The sequence below is a fragment of the Amycolatopsis sp. NPDC051758 genome, from assembly GCF_044453095.1.
GTDB lineage: Bacteria > Actinomycetota > Actinomycetes > Mycobacteriales > Pseudonocardiaceae > Amycolatopsis.
The window spans coordinates 175569-195830 of the sequence record NZ_JBITCJ010000008.1 but is presented as its reverse complement, the minus strand read 5'-3'; the positions used below and the strand labels follow the sequence as shown (position 1 = coordinate 195830).

At 69.7% G+C, this 20262-nt stretch carries 20 protein-coding genes and 2 pseudogenes; 13 read left to right on the top strand and 9 right to left on the bottom strand.

The window, feature by feature from the left end; all coding sequences use genetic code 11:
* Positions 1–114: 114 nt before the first annotated feature.
* Positions 115–423 carry a pilin gene (locus tag ACIA5G_RS33925; RefSeq protein ID WP_395931346.1) on the bottom strand — a complete coding sequence of 103 codons (309 nt, stop codon included), beginning with the start codon at positions 421–423 and terminating at the stop codon, positions 115–117.
* A gap of 173 nt (positions 424–596) precedes the next feature.
* Positions 597–1562 carry a sigma-70 family RNA polymerase sigma factor gene (locus ACIA5G_RS33920; RefSeq protein ID WP_395930674.1) on the bottom strand — a complete coding sequence of 322 codons (966 nt, stop codon included), beginning with the start codon at positions 1560–1562 and terminating at the stop codon, positions 597–599.
* A gap of 240 nt (positions 1563–1802) precedes the next feature.
* On the opposite strand from ACIA5G_RS33920, the gene ACIA5G_RS33915 reads away from it, so the two are divergent.
* Positions 1803–2777: a hypothetical protein gene (locus ACIA5G_RS33915; protein ID WP_395930672.1), complete on the top strand. Its 975-nt coding sequence runs from the start codon at positions 1803–1805 to the stop codon at positions 2775–2777.
* Positions 2778–2905: 128 nt separating this feature from the next.
* Positions 2906–3904, top strand: a complete 999-nt coding sequence (locus tag ACIA5G_RS33910) for a TRM11 family SAM-dependent methyltransferase (RefSeq protein ID WP_395931344.1) — start codon at positions 2906–2908, stop codon at positions 3902–3904.
* Between the two features lie 189 nt (positions 3905–4093).
* On the opposite strand, the pseudogene ACIA5G_RS33905 reads toward ACIA5G_RS33910, so the two are convergent.
* Positions 4094–4759 (bottom strand): annotated as a pseudogene (locus ACIA5G_RS33905) (3-hydroxybutyryl-CoA dehydrogenase); the annotation flags it as partial.
* Between the two features lie 111 nt (positions 4760–4870).
* Between ACIA5G_RS33905 and ACIA5G_RS33900 the strand changes: the two are divergent.
* Positions 4871–5551, top strand: coding sequence for a TetR/AcrR family transcriptional regulator (locus tag ACIA5G_RS33900; RefSeq protein ID WP_395930670.1), 681 nt, complete (start codon positions 4871–4873; stop codon positions 5549–5551).
* A 46-nt stretch (positions 5552–5597) separates the two neighbouring features.
* On the opposite strand, the pseudogene ACIA5G_RS33895 reads toward ACIA5G_RS33900, so the two are convergent.
* Positions 5598–5861: pseudogene (locus tag ACIA5G_RS33895) on the bottom strand (flavodoxin); the annotation flags it as partial.
* Between the two features lie 149 nt (positions 5862–6010).
* Between ACIA5G_RS33895 and ACIA5G_RS33890 the strand changes: the two are divergent.
* The 9 genes from ACIA5G_RS33890 (at position 6011) to ACIA5G_RS33850 (ending at position 13053) form a co-directional block, all read left to right on the top strand.
* Complete coding sequence (locus tag ACIA5G_RS33890; RefSeq protein WP_395930668.1) at positions 6011–7303, top strand: helix-turn-helix domain-containing protein; 1293 nt, start codon at positions 6011–6013, stop codon at positions 7301–7303.
* Positions 7304–7752: 449 nt separating this feature from the next.
* The gene (locus ACIA5G_RS33885) at positions 7753–8385 is read left to right on the top strand and encodes a hypothetical protein (protein ID WP_395930666.1); all 633 of its coding nucleotides are present in this window, start codon (positions 7753–7755) and stop codon (positions 8383–8385) included.
* Complete coding sequence (locus tag ACIA5G_RS33880; protein ID WP_395930664.1) at positions 8369–8929, top strand: aldehyde dehydrogenase family protein; 561 nt, start codon at positions 8369–8371, stop codon at positions 8927–8929. The genes ACIA5G_RS33885 and ACIA5G_RS33880 overlap by 17 nt, the downstream gene beginning before the upstream one ends.
* Positions 8844–9815 carry an aldehyde dehydrogenase family protein gene (locus ACIA5G_RS33875; protein WP_395930662.1) on the top strand — a complete coding sequence of 324 codons (972 nt, stop codon included), beginning with the start codon at positions 8844–8846 and terminating at the stop codon, positions 9813–9815. The genes ACIA5G_RS33880 and ACIA5G_RS33875 overlap by 86 nt, the downstream gene beginning before the upstream one ends.
* A 168-nt stretch (positions 9816–9983) precedes the next feature.
* Positions 9984–10280, top strand: coding sequence for a PadR family transcriptional regulator (locus ACIA5G_RS33870; RefSeq protein ID WP_395930660.1), 297 nt, complete (start codon positions 9984–9986; stop codon positions 10278–10280).
* Positions 10277–10999 (top strand): hypothetical protein, encoded by a 723-nt coding sequence (locus ACIA5G_RS33865; RefSeq protein WP_395930658.1) that lies wholly within the window; start codon positions 10277–10279, stop codon positions 10997–10999. Before ACIA5G_RS33870 ends, ACIA5G_RS33865 begins: the two co-directional genes overlap by 4 nt.
* A gap of 12 nt (positions 11000–11011) precedes the next feature.
* Positions 11012–11788: a polyprenyl diphosphate synthase gene (uppS, locus tag ACIA5G_RS33860; RefSeq protein ID WP_395930656.1), complete on the top strand. Its 777-nt coding sequence runs from the start codon at positions 11012–11014 to the stop codon at positions 11786–11788.
* Between the two features lie 202 nt (positions 11789–11990).
* Positions 11991–12275 carry a hypothetical protein gene (locus ACIA5G_RS33855; protein WP_395930654.1) on the top strand — a complete coding sequence of 95 codons (285 nt, stop codon included), beginning with the start codon at positions 11991–11993 and terminating at the stop codon, positions 12273–12275.
* Between the two features lie 148 nt (positions 12276–12423).
* Positions 12424–13053 carry a transglycosylase SLT domain-containing protein gene (locus ACIA5G_RS33850; protein WP_395930652.1) on the top strand — a complete coding sequence of 210 codons (630 nt, stop codon included), beginning with the start codon at positions 12424–12426 and terminating at the stop codon, positions 13051–13053.
* A gap of 2 nt (positions 13054–13055) precedes the next feature.
* On the opposite strand, the gene ACIA5G_RS33845 is transcribed toward ACIA5G_RS33850, so the two are convergent.
* The 3 genes from ACIA5G_RS33845 to ACIA5G_RS33835 all read right to left on the bottom strand — a co-directional run bounded on the left by ACIA5G_RS33845 (position 13056) and on the right by ACIA5G_RS33835 (position 16170).
* Complete coding sequence (locus tag ACIA5G_RS33845; RefSeq protein ID WP_395930650.1) at positions 13056–14279, bottom strand: hypothetical protein; 1224 nt, start codon at positions 14277–14279, stop codon at positions 13056–13058.
* 122 nt (positions 14280–14401) lie between these two features.
* Positions 14402–15133 (bottom strand): polysaccharide deacetylase family protein, encoded by a 732-nt coding sequence (locus ACIA5G_RS33840; protein ID WP_395930648.1) that lies wholly within the window; start codon positions 15131–15133, stop codon positions 14402–14404.
* Positions 15130–16170 carry a hypothetical protein gene (locus tag ACIA5G_RS33835; protein WP_395930646.1) on the bottom strand — a complete coding sequence of 347 codons (1041 nt, stop codon included), beginning with the start codon at positions 16168–16170 and terminating at the stop codon, positions 15130–15132. Before ACIA5G_RS33835 ends, ACIA5G_RS33840 begins: the two co-directional genes overlap by 4 nt.
* 285 nt (positions 16171–16455) lie before the next feature.
* Here ACIA5G_RS33835 and ACIA5G_RS33830 point away from each other — a divergent pair, with 285 nt between their 5' ends.
* Entirely contained in the window at positions 16456–18081 is a 1626-nt protein-coding gene (locus ACIA5G_RS33830; RefSeq protein ID WP_395930644.1) for an alkaline phosphatase family protein, read from the top strand.
* Between the two features lie 123 nt (positions 18082–18204).
* Here ACIA5G_RS33830 and ACIA5G_RS33825 read toward each other — a convergent pair whose 3' ends face one another.
* Positions 18205–18738 (bottom strand): hypothetical protein, encoded by a 534-nt coding sequence (locus tag ACIA5G_RS33825; protein ID WP_395930642.1) that lies wholly within the window; start codon positions 18736–18738, stop codon positions 18205–18207.
* Between the two features lie 276 nt (positions 18739–19014).
* On the bottom strand, positions 19015–20262 hold the full coding sequence (locus ACIA5G_RS33820; protein WP_395930640.1) for an alpha/beta hydrolase: 1248 nt from the start codon (positions 20260–20262) through the stop codon (positions 19015–19017).

Genomic DNA, 20262 nt, shown 5'->3' with positions numbered 1-20262 from the left:
CACCAGCGACGCGGCCACCAGGCCAGCTCGGCGGGCACGACAACGCCACCGCGATCGTCCGTTAGCGCAAGTAGGTTCTGGAGGTGTGACCATCCGGCGCTGGGCAGACATCGCCTACACCCCGCCGACGATCGTCTTGAGAATTTCGACCACGAGCGGCGCGAGGGCGGCCAGGCCGAACCCGATGCCGGCGGCCTTGAAGGCGCCTTTCGCTTTCTCGATCTCGCCGGGGTCGTTGGACGCCATCAGGTAGCGCAATCCGCCGATGGTGAGGAACACGAGAGCGACGCCGGCGAGGATGCCCATGATCCACGACCGGATATTCGACAAAACCTGGTCGACCGTCTGGGCCAGCGCGACGTAGTACACGGTCTCGGCGCGCGCCGTCGACCCGGTAAGCACCAGCGCGGCGGCGACCAAGATACAGCCGAGCAGAACAACTGACCGGCGTCGCGGTCGTGGAGAGGTCGGAGCTTCCAGCACAGGACGGTCGCGTCGGCAGCTTGTCGCGTGGGTTCGAGTCCGGGCACTCGTTCGACGGTCGCGCCGGTTCGACGGCCGGCGAGCGCCGGTAGGGCGACCGGTGCGGTGCGAGATCAGTCGCATGAGGACGCCTCCTGAACGGCGCCCGGTTCCACTTCGGACCGGGATGGGTGAGGGCATGCGGGCCATCGGGCCGCGCGATCACCAACTCCGGAATTCGAGGGGCGGGGAGACACCGGCCGCCGCGTCTTCTCAGCACCAGGCCGGCTCCGTCGTGCCGTTCGACCTCGCTGTGGGAGGTCCGCGTCGCCATCGCGGAGGGCGCTGAGGTGGTCGGCGAGTTTGCGCTCGGCGCGGTGGCGCGCTTGCTGCGTCGCCTTGTACGTCTGGCCGCGCGCGTTCGCGGCATCGGCCAGCGACAGCTCACCGAACCGGGTTTCGCCGATCAATGCCGCCTCCGCCGCGGTCAGGACGCCGGCTTCGACGGCGGCAAGCAGGACGAAGTCCGGGTGTCCGCCGACGTCGTGCGGTCCGGGCGCGCGAGCGCCGAGGTCAGCCACTGGTGTTGCGGCGTCGAGGGCATCGCGCAGCGCGCGGTGGCCGGCGCGGCAGGCGGCCCAGCGCAGCCGCACGAGGATCGCCGGCCGGGTGAGATCGACGTCGGGGAGTGCTTCGAGGAAGCCGGTCAGCACTGCGGCGTGGATGTCGTGGACTTCGCCGCGGAATCGGTTGGTGAGCTTGGCCGCGACCGGGATCAGCACCGGCAGCGCGAGCCCGACGCACGCTACCGTCCACGTGCCGCCCTCGGCCCGCGACCGCGTGACGAGCGCGGTCCACACCGCGTCCCGCGTCTCTTGTGGACATCCCTTTGCGATCAGCGCGGCGCCGATTTCGTCCAGCGGCATCAACCGCGGCGGCAGTCCGAGGATCCGGTGGCCGTCGAGGGCGACCGGGTGCGGTCCGGTGACGAGCCAGGCGAAGGCGGTGCGGGCGGTGTCGAAGACGCCGGACTCGGTACGACGACCGCGAGCTGACGGCGTCCGGGGTTCGGGCTTCTTCGGTGACGTGGGCAAGTCCATGACGGCACTCCTGAACGAGAGGGAAGGTGACGTCGTCAGGAAGTCAGCCCGACCGCATCAAAACCGCCTCACGCCCAGTTCAGAGCCGTGTCAAAGTCGCTTCAAAAGCGTTTCATGCGTGCGTGTGCGCCCGGATTCATGGACTTCATTCGGTGCCGCGGACCTTGTCACGCGGCCTCTCAGGACGGTTCGTCATCGGCTGACGGAAATCTTGTTTCGGTGCGACGGTGTCTCTTGCCGATGCAGTTCACGGAGTTAGCCGGTGACAGCGCAGGAACCGCCGGCGTGATCGTCGGCGGCTCGCTCCCGGAGGTTCTGCTCATGGTCCGACGTCCGCCGTCTTCGAATAATCGACCGTCCAACCGCGACGACTCGACCAGTCCACGACGCACTTGCCCGGCCAATGGTATCCCGTACCCGGGCGCACTCGACCCCTGCAGCTCGGGTGCGCGACCGCGCCGCTCTGCGAAGACGAATACGGCGGCGAAACGCACGCGCGAGCTCACGCCCATCCCGTCGACCGTCTGGACGACCGGCTCGAACCCGATCGGATCGGCGGCGACCTGGCCGGTGCCGATCGTCGAGCCCATCACGACCAGCTTTTCTGCGGTCGGTGATCGCGTGCTGCTCGCACCATGGCCGGCCTCCGAAGCGCACCGCGCGGCCCGCGACCGCGATGTGCGCGTCGCGCGCGATGCCGGGCGCGCGCTGGGACGGGACGCCACGGTGGCCCAACTCGTCCCGGACGCCTCGTCGCCAGCAGACGCCGTCGTGCTCGACGGGCCAGGCTCGGCTCAGACCGCTGGTCGTGCACGGGCGGACCTGATCATCACGGTGCTGCCGTCGAACACAGAGAACGACGACGGCAGCTCGCTCGAGACCTTCGCGATCGCGGCCGCTCGCCTTCTTGTCTTCGGCGGCATCCTCGCCGTCTACACCCACATCGATGCCTCGGCCGGGCGCCTGATCGACCAGTCAGGGGCGATGGTCGCCGCCGCGCAGAACGCCGACCTGCTCTACCTCCAGCACATCGTCACCCTGCACACCCCGATCCGGAACGGCCGCCTCCAGCCGCCACCGCGAGTCGTATGGCCGGTGCGCGACGACGTCGACCACTGTGCGCAGCAATTCGGTTCGCCCGCGCCGCACACGCGTGTGCACGGCAACGTCCTCGTCTTCGGCCAGGCGCACGCCGACGCCGCAGACCTCCGATGATCGAACAGCAGAAGGACAGGTGCATCACCATGACCATTACACCGCCGAGTACCTCGCCGTCGCAGGTCGACGAGCCGACCATGCCGCTGTCCCGCGCGTTCCTCGACACCCTCGACACCCGCTCGTCCATGCCCGAGGGCTCCGTGAGCGCCCCGCCCGTCGACGTGCCGACGGACCGCGACGAGCTGCCGGTCTCGGTGTGGGCGACGGCACAGACGTCGCCGGCCGCGCAGCGCAAGGGCCGGTACGTGCCGGAGTCAACCGCGCACCCAGCCAAAATGCTGCCAGCGGTCGCCGCGCACGCGATCGAGCACTACACGAGGCCGGGCGAGGTGGTGCTGGATCCGATGTGCGGAATCGGCACTACGCTGGTCGAGGCGATCGACCTCGGTCGCCGCGCGGTCGGCGTCGAGTACGAACCGCACTGGGTTGACGTCACCCGGACGAACCTGGAATTTGCGCGCGAGCGCGGCTACGACCACGACGGCCAGGTCGTCCGCGGCGACGCTCGCCAGCTCGCGAAGTTGCTGCCGGAGCGATACGTCGGTCAGGTCGCGCTGGTCGTCACCTCGCCGCCGTACGGCCCGTCGGTGCACGGTCTGGTCAGCACGGACCGGGAGGCCGGCGTCGACAAGGTCAGCAAGCGCCATTACCGCTACGGCAGCGCGCTAGACCGCGGCAACCTCGCCAACATCGGCCATCACCGCCTGCTGGCCGGCTTCACCCGCATCCTCACTGCGTGCTCGCGTGTCCTGCGCCCAGGCGGCTACGTGACGATCACGGTCCGGCCATGGCGCGAGCACGCCGAGCTGATCGACTTGCCTTCCCAGGTCATCGCTTGCGGCGCCGCCGCCGGGCTGGTGCCGGTCGAGCGGTGCGTTGCACTGCTTGCACGCGTCGCCGAGACCGACCTGGTCGCGCGCGGCAGCTTTTTCCAGCGCGACTTCATCCGCAAGCAGCGTGACGCTGGCCTGCCGCTGCACTTGATCGCGCACGAGGACGTCATCGTGTTCCGCAAAGCCGTCAACTGTGGTCCTGTCGAAGGCCTTCGCCGCGGGGCAGTTCGCGGGAGGGCTGTGGCGCGAGACGAGTACGGCGCGATCGGGCCCGGCCGATGGGCGGCGTGAGGCGCGCTTGATACCGGTGTCGGCGTAATCGAATGCGACGCCGTGCCGGGCAGTTCCGGTAGGTCTGCTCCATCTGGGTACGAGCGGATATTCATCGCCTTGCACCACTCGAAGGCGGGCGAACGACGGCATGTGCACGCCCGTGGACGGGACGGTGATCGACAGCATCACGCGGCCTCACCCATGGGCGCCGCGGACCAAGCCCTCGTCAATAGCCTCGCGGCTGGCGAAGCCGGATTCGAGCATCCGGATCGCCGCGAGGATGAACGGGATCAGCAGCGCGTTGACCACGAAGCCGGCGCGGTCCTGGCAGAAGATCGCCTGCTTGCCCAGCGTGTCCTGGGCGAACGTCCTGGCTCGTTGGACGGTGGCGTCGGCGGTCAGCAGGCTGGGCACGAGTTCGACCAGGGGGAGTACCGGCACCGGGTTGAAGAAGTGGATCCCCATGACCTGGGCGGGCCGTTGCGTCGCGGTCCCGAGCTTCATGATCGGGATGGACGACGTGTTCGACGCCAGGATCGCATCCGGCGCGGCCACGATCTTGTCGAGCTGCCCGAACAGCTCCGCCTTGACCTGCTCGTCCTCCACGATCGCTTCCACGACCAGGGTGCGGTCGGCCAGATCGTCGAGGGTTTCGCTCACGCGGATCCGCTGCAGGACCTCGCCGGCGTCGGGGATCTTGCCCTTCTTCTCGGCGCGGGCCAGCGAGCTTTCCAGGCGCCCGCGTCCCGCGGCTGCGGCGGCCGGATCGGCCTCGACGACCACCACGTCGAGGCCGGCCCGGGCGCACACCTCGGCGATCCCCGCCCCCATCTGTCCACAGCCGACCACGCCGACGCGTTCCATCATCGCCACCTCTCTGAGACTGAGTACCATCAGAACGGTACTGAGTACCGGCGAGTAGGTGAAGGTGCCCGGGTATGACGGCCGCCACGCCTTAGGCTGAGCCGCGACGAGAGGTGCGTGATGTCGGCGAAGGAACGTTTGAGCGAGGCGGCGTTCGAGCTGTTCGGCGAACGCGGCTACGACCAGACGACGGTCGACGACATCACCGAGCGGGCCGGCGTCGGGCGCACCACGTTCTTCCGCGCGTTCCGGGCGAAGGAGGACGTGATCTTTCCCGATCACGACGTCCTGCTCGGCGCGATCGAAGCCAGGTTGACGGGCTCGACCGACCGCACCGCCCTACTCGCCGTGACCGAGGCGTCCCGGCTCGTGTTGCGGCACTACCTCGCCGAGGGGGAGCGGGCGTTGACCCGGTACCGCCTGACGCGCAGCGTCCCGGCGCTGCGGGACCGTGAGATCGCCGGAGTCCAGCAGTACCAACGCCTGTTCCGCGGCTTCCTGCACCGCTGGATGGGCGGCGGCGAGGAGAACGCGCTGCGCGCCGAGCTGATGGCCGGCGCGGTGGTGACCGCGCACAACCACGTCCTGCGACGATGGCTGCGCGGGCAGACGAGCACACCGGAGCAGGAGTTCGACGCCGCGATGGCCGAGACCGTCGACCTGTTCGCGCGGTCCGGCGGGGACGAGGACGGCTCCATCGTGGTCTTCCGGACGAAGAAGGACATCGGCGCCGTGCTGCCGGAGCTCCACCGGCTGCTCGGAGAGCCGCGTTCAGCGCAAGCCGGCCCACTAGAGCCATGACAACGGCATCGCGGGACTGGCCGACCTCTTCGCCACGCACTGCGAGGCCATCTCCGATCGTCGCACCGCGGCACGCCTGTGTGTAGTTCTCAACCGCCCTGCCCAGGCCGCTTACGGCGTAGGTCGTCACCGGCAGGGCGGTCTTGCCGGTGAGGTCGAGACGCTCGGCGAAGGTCCGCATGATCAGGGGCGGCTGGACGTTCCAGAGGCCGCTGGCCAGGAGCACGACGTCGTAACCGGTGATGTCCGGGAGCGGTCCGGCGATGGCGGGCCGGGCGTTGGCGTTCTGCTTGCGGACGTTGCGCGCCACCGCCCCCCGTTTGCGGCCTTCGACCGCGCAACCTGCGTGGGTCGGTGGCTCGGGCCGCTCGACCGTTGTCCTCGTTCACCCGATGAGGGCTGCTGTGCGGTGCGGGCGTGTTGCCGGGCTCGCTGTGCGTTCCTGATTAGCCTGAAGCGATGACGAGCACGTGGACGCGAATCCATGAACACCTTGGGCTGCGTCCGGGACCGCTCAGCTTCGAGCACGTCGCCGCCGCGGCCGCGGACGCTCTGTCCGAGGCGGACGTCCTGGACTGGAAGGAAGCCCTCCCACAGCCACCCCGGGACGGCGCGTGGAACGAGTTCGCGAAAGACGTCACCGCCATGGCGAATACCCGCGGCGGTCTGCTGATCTACGGCGTGACCGATGATCATCGTCTGGAGGGGATCGACGCGGACGCTGTGGACGACCGGCAATACGGCCAGTGGCTGCGCAACCACGTGCGCCCCTTCCTAGCCGATGTCCGCTGCACGGTCCTTCGGTCGCCCGACGCGGCAAAGGCCGTCCTGGTGGTTGAGGTCCCGGCGAGCGAGCTCGCGCCGCATTCGGTCATGGGCACTTCGGCGCGCGACAAGCAACAGAACGCCTTCGTGGTCCCGTATCGGGACGGAGACCACACGGCGTGGATGGAAGAACACCAGATCGCGCGCGTGTACCGGGACCGGTTCACCGCCCAGGAGCGCTACGGTGAGGAACTGCGGAACCTGTGGGATTCGACCCACGCTTTGGTGGTGCAGCCGGGCGTGCACCAAGGCTGGGCTATCTTCGCGGCGCAGCCGGTCCGGCAGGTGCCGCGGCTCGCCGGCCGAATCGACCGCACCGACGTTGCGCACATCCTCGAGCGAGCGCTCGAAGACAGCGCGAGCCTCCGGACGCGGCCTGGCTTCGGTGTTCAAGCGCTTCGAAACCTTGGCGACCAGAGGCACAACGCGCGCGTCGGCTTGCGCTCGTGGGTAGTGAGCAACACGCTCGCGGCCGCCGACAGCAACGGTTTGCGCCCCGTCTACCTGCAGCTCGGCCACGACGGCACCGTCGCCTTCGCCGTGCACGTCAGCTGGAAGACCATGGAAGACCGCCCCATCGACCTGAAGGTGGTGGTCAACGCGGAAGCAGTCGATGTCGCGGCCGGGGAGTTCTTGGTGTTGGCGCAGCTGCTGAACCTGCACCTGCACCACGACTCACCGATCGGTGTTCGCGCCGGTATTGGCGGCGGGGTGGAGCCGACATGGAAGTACTTCTGCGCCGAGCGGAACGACATCAGCCAGTTCGCCAAGTCCGACAGGTCGCGGGAACTTCATCGAATCCAACCGTGGATCACGGAGATCTCGGCCGCCGCAGCGGTCGAAGAAACCCGTGAGTCGGCGGAGAACTTGTCGTCGGCGATGCTCAACCAGTTCGGGGTCGTCTCGCAGCTGTACCGCTCGTCCTGACCTAGTGGTGCCAAGTTTGCGGCGGGCGCTGACCCGGTGCCCCGTAGATGCCAACGATGTCCGTAGTGGCGGCCGCGTCGAAGGGCACTTCCGAGAAGTAGTTTCGGCCGCGTTCGTTGGCGACGAGCTGGCACCGTCGCCCGGTCAACAGGGTCGGCCCGGCCGGCGTCGGTAACCTCGAGATGATGAAGCAACGGCTGCTCGGCTAGCAGGTCCCGAGGCTATTGCGGAACCCGAGGGAGACCCGCGTGCGCCACCTCTCCGGTGCCAGCCGCCACGCTTCGACGGCGGTCTCGTCGACTCGCCCGTTTGAGCTGTGAGGCATGCTCTATCGCCATCCGCTACGCCGAACCGGTGTTGCACGGCAGCTCTTCGGCCGCACGAGTCTCCTGAGTTGAGCGCCTTCGCTTGTCCGTGAGGTGTCTCGTGCCCGTTTCGGGTGCAGTTTGATGATCACGTCGACCACGCTGGACCGCGTGCGCCTACGAGGCCTGGTGTATGTTGAGGTTATGCCGAAGAGGGATTTCGACAAGGCGGCGAGCCGGTTTCTTAGCGCGTTGCGGCGCACCGGAGCTGGCCTTGAGAAACAGCGTCATCGAATCCTCGATCGATCGGCCAATGCGCCGCGAATTTTGCCCGACAGCCCGCATGAAGTCATCGACTTGACCGGCGACGACGGCAACGACCTAGATTACTATGTCTACGAGCTGGCGCGTCTACGTGCCGTAGGGATATCGATCATCAAAATCTTCGGTCAACCGCAGGAGCTCCTCGACGCTCAGCGAAGTTTCGAAGCCAGCATCCCCCACCTGCGCGATATACGCAATCCACTCACTCATCCGAACGACAACGACGAGTTAGACGAGGTCGCGTTCTTCAGTGCCGTCGTCAAGCTCCAGTCTGACGGTAGTGCTCAATACCTCGTCGACCCGCGGTACCAGCATCACGACGCCGCGGTGGCTTATCACAAAGCATTGACATCATTTTTGAGGACTTGCGTCAGGGATGCGATTGCGGCAGATCCGCCTCGACCGCCCCGGCGGAAGGTGACGCCGGCTGAAGACGATGGCGCTGGTCTATGACTCCCTGTACATCGGCGGCCGGTGGGTCGCGCCTGCCTCGACGAAGACCATCGACGTGGTTTCCGCCAGCACGGAAGAGCCCATCGGGCGGGTGCCCGAGGCGGTGGAGGACGACATCGACGCCGCGGTGGCCGCGGCCCGGGCCGCCTTCGACGACCCGGCGGGCTGGAGCGGCTGGGAACCGGGCGCCCGCGCGGACGCCATCGAGCGCCTGGCGGTCGCTCTGGACGCGCGCAGCGACGAGATGGCGCGTCGGGTCAGCAACCAGAACGGCATGCCGATCACCATCGCCACGGGTGCCGAAGGCGCGTTCCCGCAGCTGGTGCTGCGCTACTACGCGAACCTGATCCGCACGGCGGTGCTCGACGAAGTCCGCGACGGCATGCTCGGCGGCAAGATCCGCGTGCGGCGGGCCCCCGATCGGCGTGATCGGCGCCATCGTCCCCTGGAACTTCCCGATGACACTGACGGCGTTCAAGCTCGGGCCCGCGCTGGCGATGGGCTGCGCGGTCGTCCTCAAACCGAGCCCGGAAACAGTGCTTGACGCGCAGCTGCTCGCCGAAGCCGTCGAGGAGGCCGGATTCCCGCCGGGTGTGATCAACGTCGTTCAGGGTGGCCGGGAAGTCGGTGCCCACCTCGTCGCGCACCCGGGCGTGGACAAGGTCGCGTTCACCGGCTCGACCGCGGCCGGCCGGCAGATCGCGGAGACCTGCGGGCGGCTGCTGCGGCCCGTCACGCTCGAGCTGGGCGGGAAGTCCGCGTCGATCGTGCTGGACGACGCCGACCTCGTCGCGAACCTGGACAGCCTGTTCGGGGCGACCCTGATGAACAACGGGCAGACCTGCGACCTCGGCACCCGGGTCCTCGCGCCGGCGTCCCGCTACGACGAGGTGGTCGACACGCTCACGGCCTTCGCCGGCGGGCTCTCGGTCGGCGACGCGCTCGACCCCGCCACCCAGATCGGCCCGATGGCCTCCGCGCGGCAGCGCGACCGCGTCGAGGGCTACATCGCGAAGGGACTGGGGGAGGGCGCGCGGCTCACCACCGGCGGTGGACGGCCCGCCGGGCAGGCGCAGGGCTGGTTCGTCGAGCCGACGGTGTTCGCCGACGTGGACAACCGCTCCACCATCGCGCAGGAGGAGATCTTCGGCCCGGTCCTGTCGGTGATCAAGTACCAGGACGTCGACGACGCCGTCGCGATCGCCAACGACTCGGCGTTCGGGCTCGGCGGGTCGGTGTGGACCACCGACCCGGCGCGTGGACAGGCTGTCGCGCAGCGGATCCAGACCGGGACGATCGGCGTGAACACCTACCAGGTCGACCCGGCCGCTCCGTTCGGCGGTGTCAAGGACTCCGGTCTCGGGCGGGAACTCGGTCCCGAAGGCCTGACCGCCTACCAAGCGGTGCAGTCGATGTACCTGTCCCGCTGATCGTCCACAGTGGATCAGCAGAGCAAGGCCGCGCGGAGGTCGAGGCGGTCGTCGAGCCGGGAGAGGTCACGGCCGACGGCCCATACGGTGACCGATTCGTCTGGAGAGCGGTACGTTGCACGTACTACGTAACGCGTAGTAATGTGCGGTCGACCGGAGGGGCCGACCATGCCGAACGACGCTCAGATCTTGGTGCTCTACGCGCTGACCGACGGCCCGCTGCACGGCTACGCCATCAACACTGCAATCGGCGAGCTGACCGGCGAACGGCTGGGGCCGGGCAGCCTCTACGGCGCGCTCGCCCGCTTGGAGGCGAAGGGGCTGATCGAGGCACTCGACGGTGAAGGTCGGCAGCGTCCGGTGCGGATCACCGAGCAAGGTCGCGCCGTGCTGGAGCGCGAGCTGCGCGCCATGGCCCGGGTGGCCGACGCGGGTCTGCGGCGGCTCGGCGTGCGGCCGGCATGACCGTCGCGCAGCGGCTGGTCCGGCTCTATCCCCGTGCGTTCCGGGACCGCTGGGGCGCGGACCTCGCGGCGGACGTCGGCGCGTGCGGCGCCCGGTCGTGGCCGAACCTGCTCGTGAGCGCGGCCGATGTGTGGCTGCACCCCGCTGTCTGGCCCGCGCGCTCGGAGGCTCAGCGCCAAGCCCGGGTCACGGCGATGGCGGTGATCGTGACAGGCCTCGGCTGGTTCGCCGTCCACCTGACCGTCGAGGACGCTCGCGGACTTCCCCGGGTGCTCGACGCTTGTGCGGTGGTGGTGGTCGCCGGCCTGGTCCTCGTTGCGCCCCGGCCTGCCGTGGCCACGCTGACGGCCCTCGGGCGACGGCTCCTGCGCGGGCTCGCCGGGCCCGCCGTGCTGTGCGGGCTCGTGGTCGCCGTTGTCCACACGACCGATGGTTCCTTCGCTCCGCCGTTCCGGCTCACGCTGCTCCTGTGCTGGTGGGGTGCGTGGGGCCTGGCCGTGATCCAGGTCGCCAGAGCGTTCGCCGGGGTCGGCCCCGTGCCGGCCGTGCCCCCGCGGCGCTTCCGGGTCGGGGTCCGGGTGATGGCCGCGGCGGCCGCGGCCATCGGCGCGACGCAATCGGTCGCCGCGGTCGTCAGTGCGGCGCCCGTGTCGGCAGTGCTCGGGCTGTGCCTGCTCGCGACCCCTCTGGTCCTGCGAGCCCCGGAAACCGCGGCCTGAAAGGCGGACACGATGCGCATCACCGCACCGCTCTACGCCCTGTACGCACGGCGCCTGCGCAAGCAGCTCTCCGGCACCGAACTGCCGGAGCACGTCGGGCTGATCATGGACGGCAACCGGCGCTGGGCCCGGCAACAGGGCATGGCCAACCCCAGCCTCGGCCACCAGTACGGCGCCGAGCACGCCGAACGTGTGCTGTCCTGGTGCGAGTCCCTGGGTATCCGCTACGTCACGGTCTTCCTGTGCTCGACGGAAAACCTGGCCAACCGCGCCGGCGGCGAGGTGGCGTTCCTCATGGACGTCGTCGAGCGGCTCGCCACCGACCGGCTGGCCCGGCCGGGCGCACGCTGGCGCGTCCACGTCGCGGGCGCCGTCGACCTGCTCCCCGCCAGCACTGCACGTGCGCTGAAACACGCCGCCGAGGCCACGCGGGACTGCTCGACCGGTGCCCACGTCACCTTGGCGATCGGGTACGGCGGCCGTCAGGAGATCGTCGACGGCCTCCGTGACCTCCTCATCGAACGCGCGAGCTCCGGCAGTTCGCTCAGCGAGGTCGCGAACACCCTGACCGTCGACGACGTCGCTGCCCACTTGTACGCGCCGGAGCACCCGGAACCCGACTTGATCATCCGCACCAGCGGCGAGCAGCGCCTGTCGAACTTCCTGCTCTGGCAAGGCGCCTACGCGGAACTGCACTTCTGCGACGCCTACTGGCCGGCCTTCCGCGAGATCGACTTCCTCCGCGCCTTGCGCAACTACGCGGGCCGGCAACGCCGGTTCGGCGCTTGACGCCGCACCGCCGGCGGTGAGCTGTCGTACCGCAGTACCACCCGCCGCGCCGGATAGCCTCCCGCGGTACCACGTCGCGGCCCGAATTCCTTCCTGCCGTTGAGGAGAACGGCCGGGACGACCGGTCCGCGGATCCGGGGCATGAACGATGATCGAGGCACACTCGCCGTCGGCAGCCGGTGAACCCCGGCGAGATCGCCGAATGTCCGGTGCTGTCGGAATCCACGGTCAAGACCCGGCGTCGGCGCTGTACATGCAGACGTCCTATGTGGACGCGTACAAAGACGTCGTGCAGAAGCTGGCCAACGCGTTCGTCAAGACTATGAAGTTCATCGCCAAGAGCAGCGCCGGCCAGATCACCGACCAGATGCCGCCGGAGTACTACACCGGCGTCGGCCGGGCCGCCTACGTCACGGCGCTGACCGACGAGAAGGGCATCTACACCCCGGACGGGATCATGCCCGAGGCGGCCCGCAGACCGTGCTGAACGTCCTCTCCGCGTTCGACCCCAACGTCAAGGGCCACAACGTGGACCTCGCCAAGACGTTCACGACCGAGTTCGCGCTGCAGGCCAACAAGAACGGCAGCTGGGCATCTCCGGCTATGGTGGGTGGTGAACCGGAAGGGCGGGTGCCATGCAGCCGTATGGTGTGTTCGCGGTCGCGTGTGCGCTCGCCTTGGCGGGGTGCTCGGCGGCGACCCCGGGGAGCAGGGCTCCCGCGACGTCGGCCGCACCGCCCCCGAGCCCGTCGGACACGGCGTCCGGCTCGACGGTGAACCCGGACCCGGCGAAATTCGTCCCGCAGGTCATCGCGCGGGCCCGGGAGGCGGGCGTCGATCCGCAGCTGGTGCTGGCGATCCTCTACAACGAGGACTACAAGCCACACGACCCGCAGCTCGAGCGGGCCTGGCAGAACCTCAAGCCGGACTCGGCGTTCGGGGTGGCGAACATGCACCGCGCGACGTTCGACGAGACCCGCCACGGCCGCCCGTTCGCCTCCCGGCAGTGGACGGAGCTGCCGGATGACCCGGACCTCGCCATCCAGGCCGAAGCGTGGTACCTGCACGACTTGGCCGCCCAGCTTCCAGCAAAGCACAGCGGCCAGTACACGACTGACGAACTGCTGGCCCTGGGCTACAACGCCGGGCCCGGGAACATGAAAGCGTTTGCCCGCGGCACCAAGCCCGGCGCGCAGGCCCAGACCTACCTGGTGGACCTGCGCGCCGCTTGGGCGAAAGCCGGTGCGGCCGTCGGAAAGCCGTGAGCTCAGCCGATCGCCGCCAGCAAGGCGTCGAGGGCGGCTTTTTCGGCCGCCCGGTCCGGACTGGTGGCGCGGAGTTCGCGCAGGACCTTGTCGATCTTGCCGTCGACCCGCGTCCACTCGGCTTTGTCCTTGGGCTTCAGCCGGGCTTCGGCGTTGTCCCACTGGATTTCGAGGTCGTCGACGCGGCTCGTCGCGCCCGCCTGGTTGCCGCTCTCAAGCAGGTTAAGGGTGTCCTGGGTGATGTCGCGGAACGTCGAGAGGTCACCGAGCGGCGACGTGCGGGCCGGGGCGGGCTGAGCCGGGCCGCCGGGCACGGGCTGCGGCGCGACCGGGGCCGAGGCGTCGGCCTGCAACGCCGACGTGCGCAGTCCGTAGCCGACAACGCCGGCGGTCAGGACCACGGCCAGGAACACGAGCGTCTGCCACCCGCCGCCCCGCACCGGCTCGTCGGTCTTGCCCGTGGTGACGTCGGACTTCGTGACCGACAGGTAGACGACGGTGACGATGATCGCCACGACGAAGATCAGGCTGGTCACCGTCGCGCCCAGGCCGAGCCCGCCCTGATCCGTCGGCTGGGAGAGGTAGTCGCCCAGTGAAGCACCGAGTGGCCGGGTCAGGACGTAGATGAACCAGAAGGCCAGCACCGGGTGCAGGCCGAAGCGCCGGCCGAGGGCGGTGACGGCGACGAGCGCGACGACGATGGCGCCGGTGACGAGGTAGCCCAGCCCGAGCACCTCGGCCATCAGGTCCCCGGTCGCGGTACCGAGGGCGAAGGTGAACAGGATCGCCAGCCAGTAGAACGTCTCGCGGCGGCGCGTGACGATCGAGTGGATCGACAGCGTCTTTTCGGAGGCGTACCAGACCGCGAAGGTCGCGGCCAGCAAAGCGCCGAACAGGATGGTGCTGACCTCGAGCGGCAACCCGGCGTTGTCGGTCAGATTGTCGGTGACGAGGGTGCCGAACACGCTCACGATCGCGACAGTGAGCCAGTACAGCCCGGCGACGTAGCGGGTCGCGCGGAACTGGAAGACCAGCGCGACGATCAACAGCAAGCCGGTCACGGCGGACACCCCGGTCAGCCCGAGTCCCAGGTCGACGTTGAGGAAGTCGGCCGCAGTCTCGCCGACTGTCGTGCACAGCACCTTGATGAGCCAGAAGTAGAGCGTGACTTCCGGCACCTTGTTCACCAGGGCACGGCTGGACACGGGGACCCGTACTGACGTCATGAGGCTCGCAATCTTCTCGGATTCGGCTGAAGGGCATGAATCGGACGAAATCGTGATTGTCTACAAAGGCCGGTCGACGGCGCGGCTCGGCGCACCGTAGCGAGAACCGGGTTCCCGTCCGGTCAATGTGACGTGAGCGAATGGCAAAATCCGTTTTGTCCGGCGGGAATCTCGCCGAAGTCGAGGCCTCGGCGGCGGCAGTCGGCGATGATGCCGGGCAGAGCGCCGAGGGTGGCACGCCAGGCACCGTTCCCGGTGGTGATGTCACTGTCGTGCAGCAGAATCGTGCCGCCGTCGCCGAGGCGGGATGCCACTCGCCGGCGGACGGAGGCCGGGGTGCAGCCTTCGGTCCAGTCGAACCCCCAGGTGCTCCAGAGCACCGGGGTGAGCCCGAGGCGGCGCGCGGAGAGCAGCGACGCTGTGCTGAACACGCCGTAGGGCGGACGGAACCAGCGCGGTGGGGCGCCGGTGAGCCGGTGCAGGAGATCGCGGGTGGTGCGCAGTTCGCGTTCGGTGGCACGGGGTGTCCGCCGGAGCAGGCAGCGGTGGTCCCAGCCGTGCACGCCGAGTTCGTGGCCGGCCGCGGCGATCTCGCGGACCAGCCGGGGTGACCGCTGGGCCTGGGAGCCGAGCAGGAAGAACGTCGCGCGCACGTCGTGCTCGGCCAGTACCCGGAGGAACTGCGGAGTGGACGCCGGGGCCGGGCCGTCGTCGAAGGTCAGCGCGACCCGGCCGGGGACCGTCGCCCCGGCCAGCCGGGGGAGGAGGGCGCGCCGGGGCGCGGGCAGGAACGCCGCGGCCGGGGCCGCGTGGGCAGCCACGGCGGCAGCGGCGAGCGCGAGGGCGGTCTTCACGCCGCCTCCACAAGCTTCTCCAGCAGGGGAACGACGTCCACTGCGGGGACGGGCCCGGTCGGGTGGTCGGCCGTGGCGAGAGCGACGCGAAGCTCGTCCCGGCCGCGCGGCCACGGAACCAGCCCGATGCGGTCGAGCACCTGTGCGTTGGCGCGGCCGTGGCCGGGCAGACAGCGGTAGGTGAGCACGGGCAGTCCGGAAGCGAGCGCCTCGGACGTCGTCAGCCCGCCGGCGTTCTGCACCACGATGTCGACGGCCTGCAGCAGCCGGGGCATGTCGTCGACCCAGCCGAACACGTGCGGGTACCCGGCGGCCGCGAGGCGGTCGCGCAGCACGGTGTTGCGCCCGCAGACCGCGACCGGGAGGGCCGTGCCGGACGCCGCGATGTCCTCGGTCGTCTCCCGAACCTCGCCGACACCCCAGGAACCGGCGACGACCAGGGCCAGCCTGGCGGTCTCCGGGAGGCCGAAGGCCTGCCTGGCGCGGGTTCGCTCGGTCGCGGTCGCCGGCCGGAACCGCGTGCCGACGAGCGGGGCCGCGACGGCCACCTCGCCGGCGCCGAGGGCGCGCGCCTGCACGCGGGCGTGGTGGTTCTGGGCGATGTGCAGATCGGCCTCGCGGTGCACGCACAGCCGGTGCACGGAGGGATCGGTCAGGTACACCGCGATCGGCGCGGCGACCGCGGTCCGGGTCCGCGGTGCGGAGAGGGCCTGGGTCGCGAGCGGATAGGTCGAGACGACGAGACCGGAGCCGCCGAGAGCCGCGCCCAGCCGGTCACCGGCGAGCGTCGCGGCCCGCGCGGCCAGGGCCGCACCCCACGGGGTGCCGAGCAGGCTCAATGTCCAATCCCAGCTGCGCGGCAGGACTTCCAGCTGCCGGTGGTACACGTCGCACAGCCGGCGACCGAGGGAGCCCGGGAGGAAGTCCAGGAAGTCGACGACCTCGACGTCGTGCCCGGTCAGCCGGTCGGCCAGCGCGTGTGCCGCTCCGTCGTGGCCGGCGCCGACGCGGGCCGAGACGATCACGATGCGAGTCATGCCCCACTCCTGTCTACGACACCTATGTAGAAGTTCTACACGCTCGTAGTTTAAGGTGGTGTCGCGGGCTTGGGCGGCGATCGATCGCCACGTGTCGGCGCGACCGGGAGTTTGTCCGGAATGGACGAATGGGCGCCCGGTTCCTCGTGCACGCCAGCAACCGTCCACAGTGGATCGTCGGCCGAGGTCTGTTCATCTGCTGTTCGCTCCGGCGACTCCCCGAGGCCGGATCGGTGGCGTGGGATGCCGGGGACGCTCCGCCCGGGGCGTGCCGAGGAGGAAACCTTGTCCCCGAACCGGATCCGCATTCCGGCCGCGCTCGCCGCGCTGAGCCTGCTCACCGCCGTCCCCGTCGCCGCGGCGGCGGGCCACCCCGGCGGCCGCCACGTCCTGCTGATCTCCGTCGATGGCCTGCATCAGGCCGATCTGGCCGCGTACGCCGCCGGGCACCCGCAGTCGGCGCTGGCCGTCCTGCTCGCCCGGGGCACGGCCTACACGGGTGCGCGCACGCCGGTGCCGTCGGACTCGTTCCCGGGCCTGATCGGACAGCTCACCGGCGGCGACCCGGTGGCCACCGGGATCTACTACGACGCCACCTACAACCACGGCCTGCTGCCGGCGGGCACGACGTCGTGCGCCGGGGTGAAACCCGGGGCGCAGGTCGACCTCACCGAGGACCTCGACCGCGACCAGAGCCGCCTCGACGCCGGGCAGGGCCTGGCCGGGCTGCCCGCGTCCGTGCTGGGGATGACCGGCACCCCGCAGACCCTGCTGAACCCGGCCGGCCTGCCGGTCGACCCGCGCACGTGCCGCCCCGTCCAGCCGCACGAGTACCTGAAGGTCAACACCGTCTTCGAGGTCGCCCGCCAAGCAGGGCTGCGGACGGCGTGGTCGGACAAGCACCCGGCCTACGAGATCCTCAACGGCCCGTCGGGTACCGGGGTGCAGGACCTGTTCACCCCGGAGATCAACAGCACCGCCCCGGCCGGGGGCGACTGGACCACCGACAACGCCGCCACCCAGCAGTACGACGGCTACAAGGCGCAGGCCGTGCTCAACGAGATCGACGGTTACGACCACGGCCGCACCCACCGCACCGGCACGCCGGCGGTGTTCGGCCTCAACTTCCAGTCCGTGTCCACCGCGCAGAAGCTGCCGACGTCCGGCGGGAAGGCCGGGGGCTACCTGGCAGGCGGCGTGGTGCCCGGTCCGGTGCTGAGCTCGGCGCTGGACTTCGTGGACGGCCGGATCGGCGCGTTCGTCGCCGAGCTGCGCCGGGAGCACCTCGACCGCTCCACGACGATCATCCTGTCCGCCAAGCACGGCCAGTCGCCGACCGACCCGCGCGCGCTGACCCGCGTCGACGACGGCAAGCTGCTCGACGGACTCAACGCGGCCTGGCGAGCGCTGCACCCCGGCGCCGGCGACCTGGTCGCCCAGTCGACCGACGACGACGCGATGCTGCTCTGGCTGACCGATCGCTCGCCCGCCGCGACGTCCTTCGCGAAGCAGTATCTGCTGGCGCAGAACGGAACGGGCACCGACAGCACCGGCGCGGCGAAGGCGTTCACCCGGTCCGGTTTGCAGACGGTGTACGCGGGCTCCGACGCGGCCCGTTACTTCGGGGTGCGGCCCGGCGACGACCGGGTACCGGACCTGTTCGGTGTTGCGCAGTACGGCGTCGTTTACACCGGTGGGATGAAGAAGATCGCCGAGCACGGCGGCGTCGCGGCTGACAACCGGGCGGTCCCGCTCGTGGTGAGCGGACCGGAGCGGGAAGCGCGGACGATCGGCGCCTCGGTGACGACGACGCAGATCGCGCCGACGATCCTGCGGTTGCTCGGGTTGAACCCGGCCGCGTTGCAGGCGGTGCGTGCGGAAGGCACGCGGGTGCTGCCCGGTCTGAACTGATGTGCGCTCAGGGGTGCCGACGTTCCGCCGGCACCCCTGAGGCCGGTCAGCCGACCTGCTAGATCTTCGCGTGCCGGACGAGCTGCTTGCCGGGCTCGCGGATCTTGGCGAACGCCGAGTTGCTCAGCAGCGCGCAGCTGCCGGACGTCGCGGGACCGGCACCGTGACGGACTTGTTGTTGTCCGGATTGGTGACCTTCAGCATGGTTCCGACCGGGAACTGGTTGCTGGACGCCGCGGGGGAGCCGCCGTCGCCGGAGAGGGTGACGGTCGAGCCGGAACAGACGACGCCGGTGGCCTGGCTACCGGTGGCTTGGGTGTCGGTGGCTTGGGCACCGTTCACGGAAGCTTGGGCAACGCAGCCGGCGGCGATGGCTGCTGCCTGGTCGGCCGCCTGCTGATCGGCGGTAGCCTTCGCCTTCTGGTTGTCGGCCCCGTTCTGACCGGTCGCCATGCCTAGCTGGTTCGCGGCCGTGTTGGGGTCGGCCTGGCCGACGTAGCTCAGAATGGCGGCGCAGTCCTGGCCCGCGGTCGCGTTCTGCTGGGCCGTCATGCTGTTCTGATCAGTGCCGTTTTGGCCGGTGGTGCCGGTCTGGTTGCCCATGCCCTGTCGGCTGGTGCCGCTTTGGTCGGCGGCGCTGCTCTGCGCGTCCGGCACCGTCTGCTGGCTCGCGATGAAGCCGAGGTTGTGCTGCAGTGCCGTGTCGAGACCAGTGTAGCTCTCCGTCGCCGCGTTGCTCGCCGGGCTGCTCAGGGCGATCGCCGTGGCGGTCGGTGCCTTCCGGCCGCACGCAAGTGGGGCATCGGCCCTTTCTTTCAGGTCGCCACCTCACCACGGCACACGGCGGATCGCCCGCAATGGGTCAAGCGCATTGCCTTTTCGCAGATGATTGTTCGATGCCAGAAAGAAGACGCTCGTGAATCGAACGCGAGGTTAGCGTCGGCATAGCAGACTTTTGCCTGACCGCAGCGAAGGTGCGGTGAGCAGCGGCTCGGAACGCCCGCCGACCACGTGGTCGAGGAATGCGTCGAGGTACGTGCTGGTGATGGTGAGCGCGTCCCGGCCGTCGACGGAGCCGAGCGCGATGAGGAAATCGGCAGGAGCGGCGAGGTAATAGGCGCCGTAGTCGGTGAAGTTGAAATGCTCGGACCCGGTGATCCGGTAGCACCAGACGGGAGCTTTGCCGGCGTCGATCAAGGATCGGGCCGTCGCTTGATCGGCACGTTCGCCGGCATCGGCAGGCTCGCAGGCCCCTGTCACGCAAGAGCTCTCGCTGCCGATGAGCATCATCGGCTTGGCGAGCCCGGTGTGGACGACGGTGCCGTACTGGGTGCCGTCGACGTCGGCGGCACCGGCGCAACGCGCGTCGGACCGGCAGGCCTCCAGCGCGGCCGCGCCGCCGAAGGAGTGACCGATGTAGATGGTCGCGGTGGTGTCGACATGGCCGGCGAACCGGCCTTCTGTCTGCAGATCCGCGGCGCGGGACGCGGCAAAGCGAGCGTCACCCGCCCAGACGTCGACCAGTCGGTCACCGGCGGCCTGCGCCGCACCGGCGTGCAGGTCGCCGCCCTCGAACACGGCGGGGTTGCCCGCCTCGTCCGCCGGGATGGTCACGCCGCCGATGACCGTCAGGTTCGCGCTGTAGGTCGGGGTGACGCCCACGACCAGATATCCCCGGGACGCGAGGTCTTCCGCGATCGTGGTGTACTGCGCCGCGGCGAAACCCAAACCGGGCAACAGAACCACGACGGGGAACCGCCCGGCCGCGACCGGAACGTCGGCGGCGGCGTGAACCTGGATCTTGTCGAAGCTGGTTTCGCTCCAAGCGAGCACACCACCGAGCTGCAGGCCGGCCCACAGTCCCGGGGCGTACTGCGCGGGCGCGGCGTTCGGCGGCGGCGCGGCCGGGTACCACAGCCAGATCGCCAGCCGACGTGGCGTGCCGGCCTGAGGTGCCAGCGGATCGGCGCGGCCGGGGTCGGCCCATTCGGTGATGGTGCGGCCTACGGCGTAGGGCCCGGTCGGAGCAGGCAGGCTGACCGGACGCGACGCTCGGACCGCGGCGTATCCGACGTAGGCGCCGAGGCACAGCATGATCGACAAGGTCACGACCAGCAGAATCCGGATCAGGCGGTGCTTCGGCTGACGTCGAGATGGCGCAGCCGTCCCCTTCTCGTCCAT

Bases quoted from the DNA above. Each gene is read 5' to 3' on its own strand.
- ACIA5G_RS33900 (WP_395930670.1), top strand. From the start codon at position 4,871: ATGTCGGCGAAGGAACGTTTGAGCGAGGCGGCGTTCGAGCTGTTCGGC.
- ACIA5G_RS33915 (WP_395930672.1), top strand. From the start codon at position 1,803: ATGCAGTTCACGGAGTTAGCCGGTGACAGCGCAGGAACCGCCGGCGTG.
- ACIA5G_RS33910 (WP_395931344.1), top strand. From the start codon at position 2,906: ATGCCCGAGGGCTCCGTGAGCGCCCCGCCCGTCGACGTGCCGACGGAC.
- ACIA5G_RS33820 (WP_395930640.1), bottom strand. From the start codon at position 20,262: ATGGACGAGAAGGGGACGGCTGCGCCATCTCGACGTCAGCCGAAGCAC.
- ACIA5G_RS33855 (WP_395930654.1), top strand. From the start codon at position 11,991: ATGTCCGGTGCTGTCGGAATCCACGGTCAAGACCCGGCGTCGGCGCTG.
- ACIA5G_RS33880 (WP_395930664.1), top strand. From the start codon at position 8,369: ATGGCGCTGGTCTATGACTCCCTGTACATCGGCGGCCGGTGGGTCGCG.
- ACIA5G_RS33835 (WP_395930646.1), bottom strand. From the start codon at position 16,170: ATGACTCGCATCGTGATCGTCTCGGCCCGCGTCGGCGCCGGCCACGAC.
- ACIA5G_RS33920 (WP_395930674.1), bottom strand. From the start codon at position 1,562: ATGGACTTGCCCACGTCACCGAAGAAGCCCGAACCCCGGACGCCGTCA.
- ACIA5G_RS33875 (WP_395930662.1), top strand. From the start codon at position 8,844: ATGACACTGACGGCGTTCAAGCTCGGGCCCGCGCTGGCGATGGGCTGC.
- ACIA5G_RS33870 (WP_395930660.1), top strand. From the start codon at position 9,984: ATGCCGAACGACGCTCAGATCTTGGTGCTCTACGCGCTGACCGACGGC.
- ACIA5G_RS33850 (WP_395930652.1), top strand. From the start codon at position 12,424: ATGCAGCCGTATGGTGTGTTCGCGGTCGCGTGTGCGCTCGCCTTGGCG.
- ACIA5G_RS33845 (WP_395930650.1), bottom strand. From the start codon at position 14,279: ATGACGTCAGTACGGGTCCCCGTGTCCAGCCGTGCCCTGGTGAACAAG.
- ACIA5G_RS33865 (WP_395930658.1), top strand. From the start codon at position 10,277: ATGACCGTCGCGCAGCGGCTGGTCCGGCTCTATCCCCGTGCGTTCCGG.
- ACIA5G_RS33890 (WP_395930668.1), top strand. From the start codon at position 6,011: ATGACGAGCACGTGGACGCGAATCCATGAACACCTTGGGCTGCGTCCG.
- uppS (WP_395930656.1), top strand. From the start codon at position 11,012: ATGCGCATCACCGCACCGCTCTACGCCCTGTACGCACGGCGCCTGCGC.
- ACIA5G_RS33885 (WP_395930666.1), top strand. From the start codon at position 7,753: ATGATCACGTCGACCACGCTGGACCGCGTGCGCCTACGAGGCCTGGTG.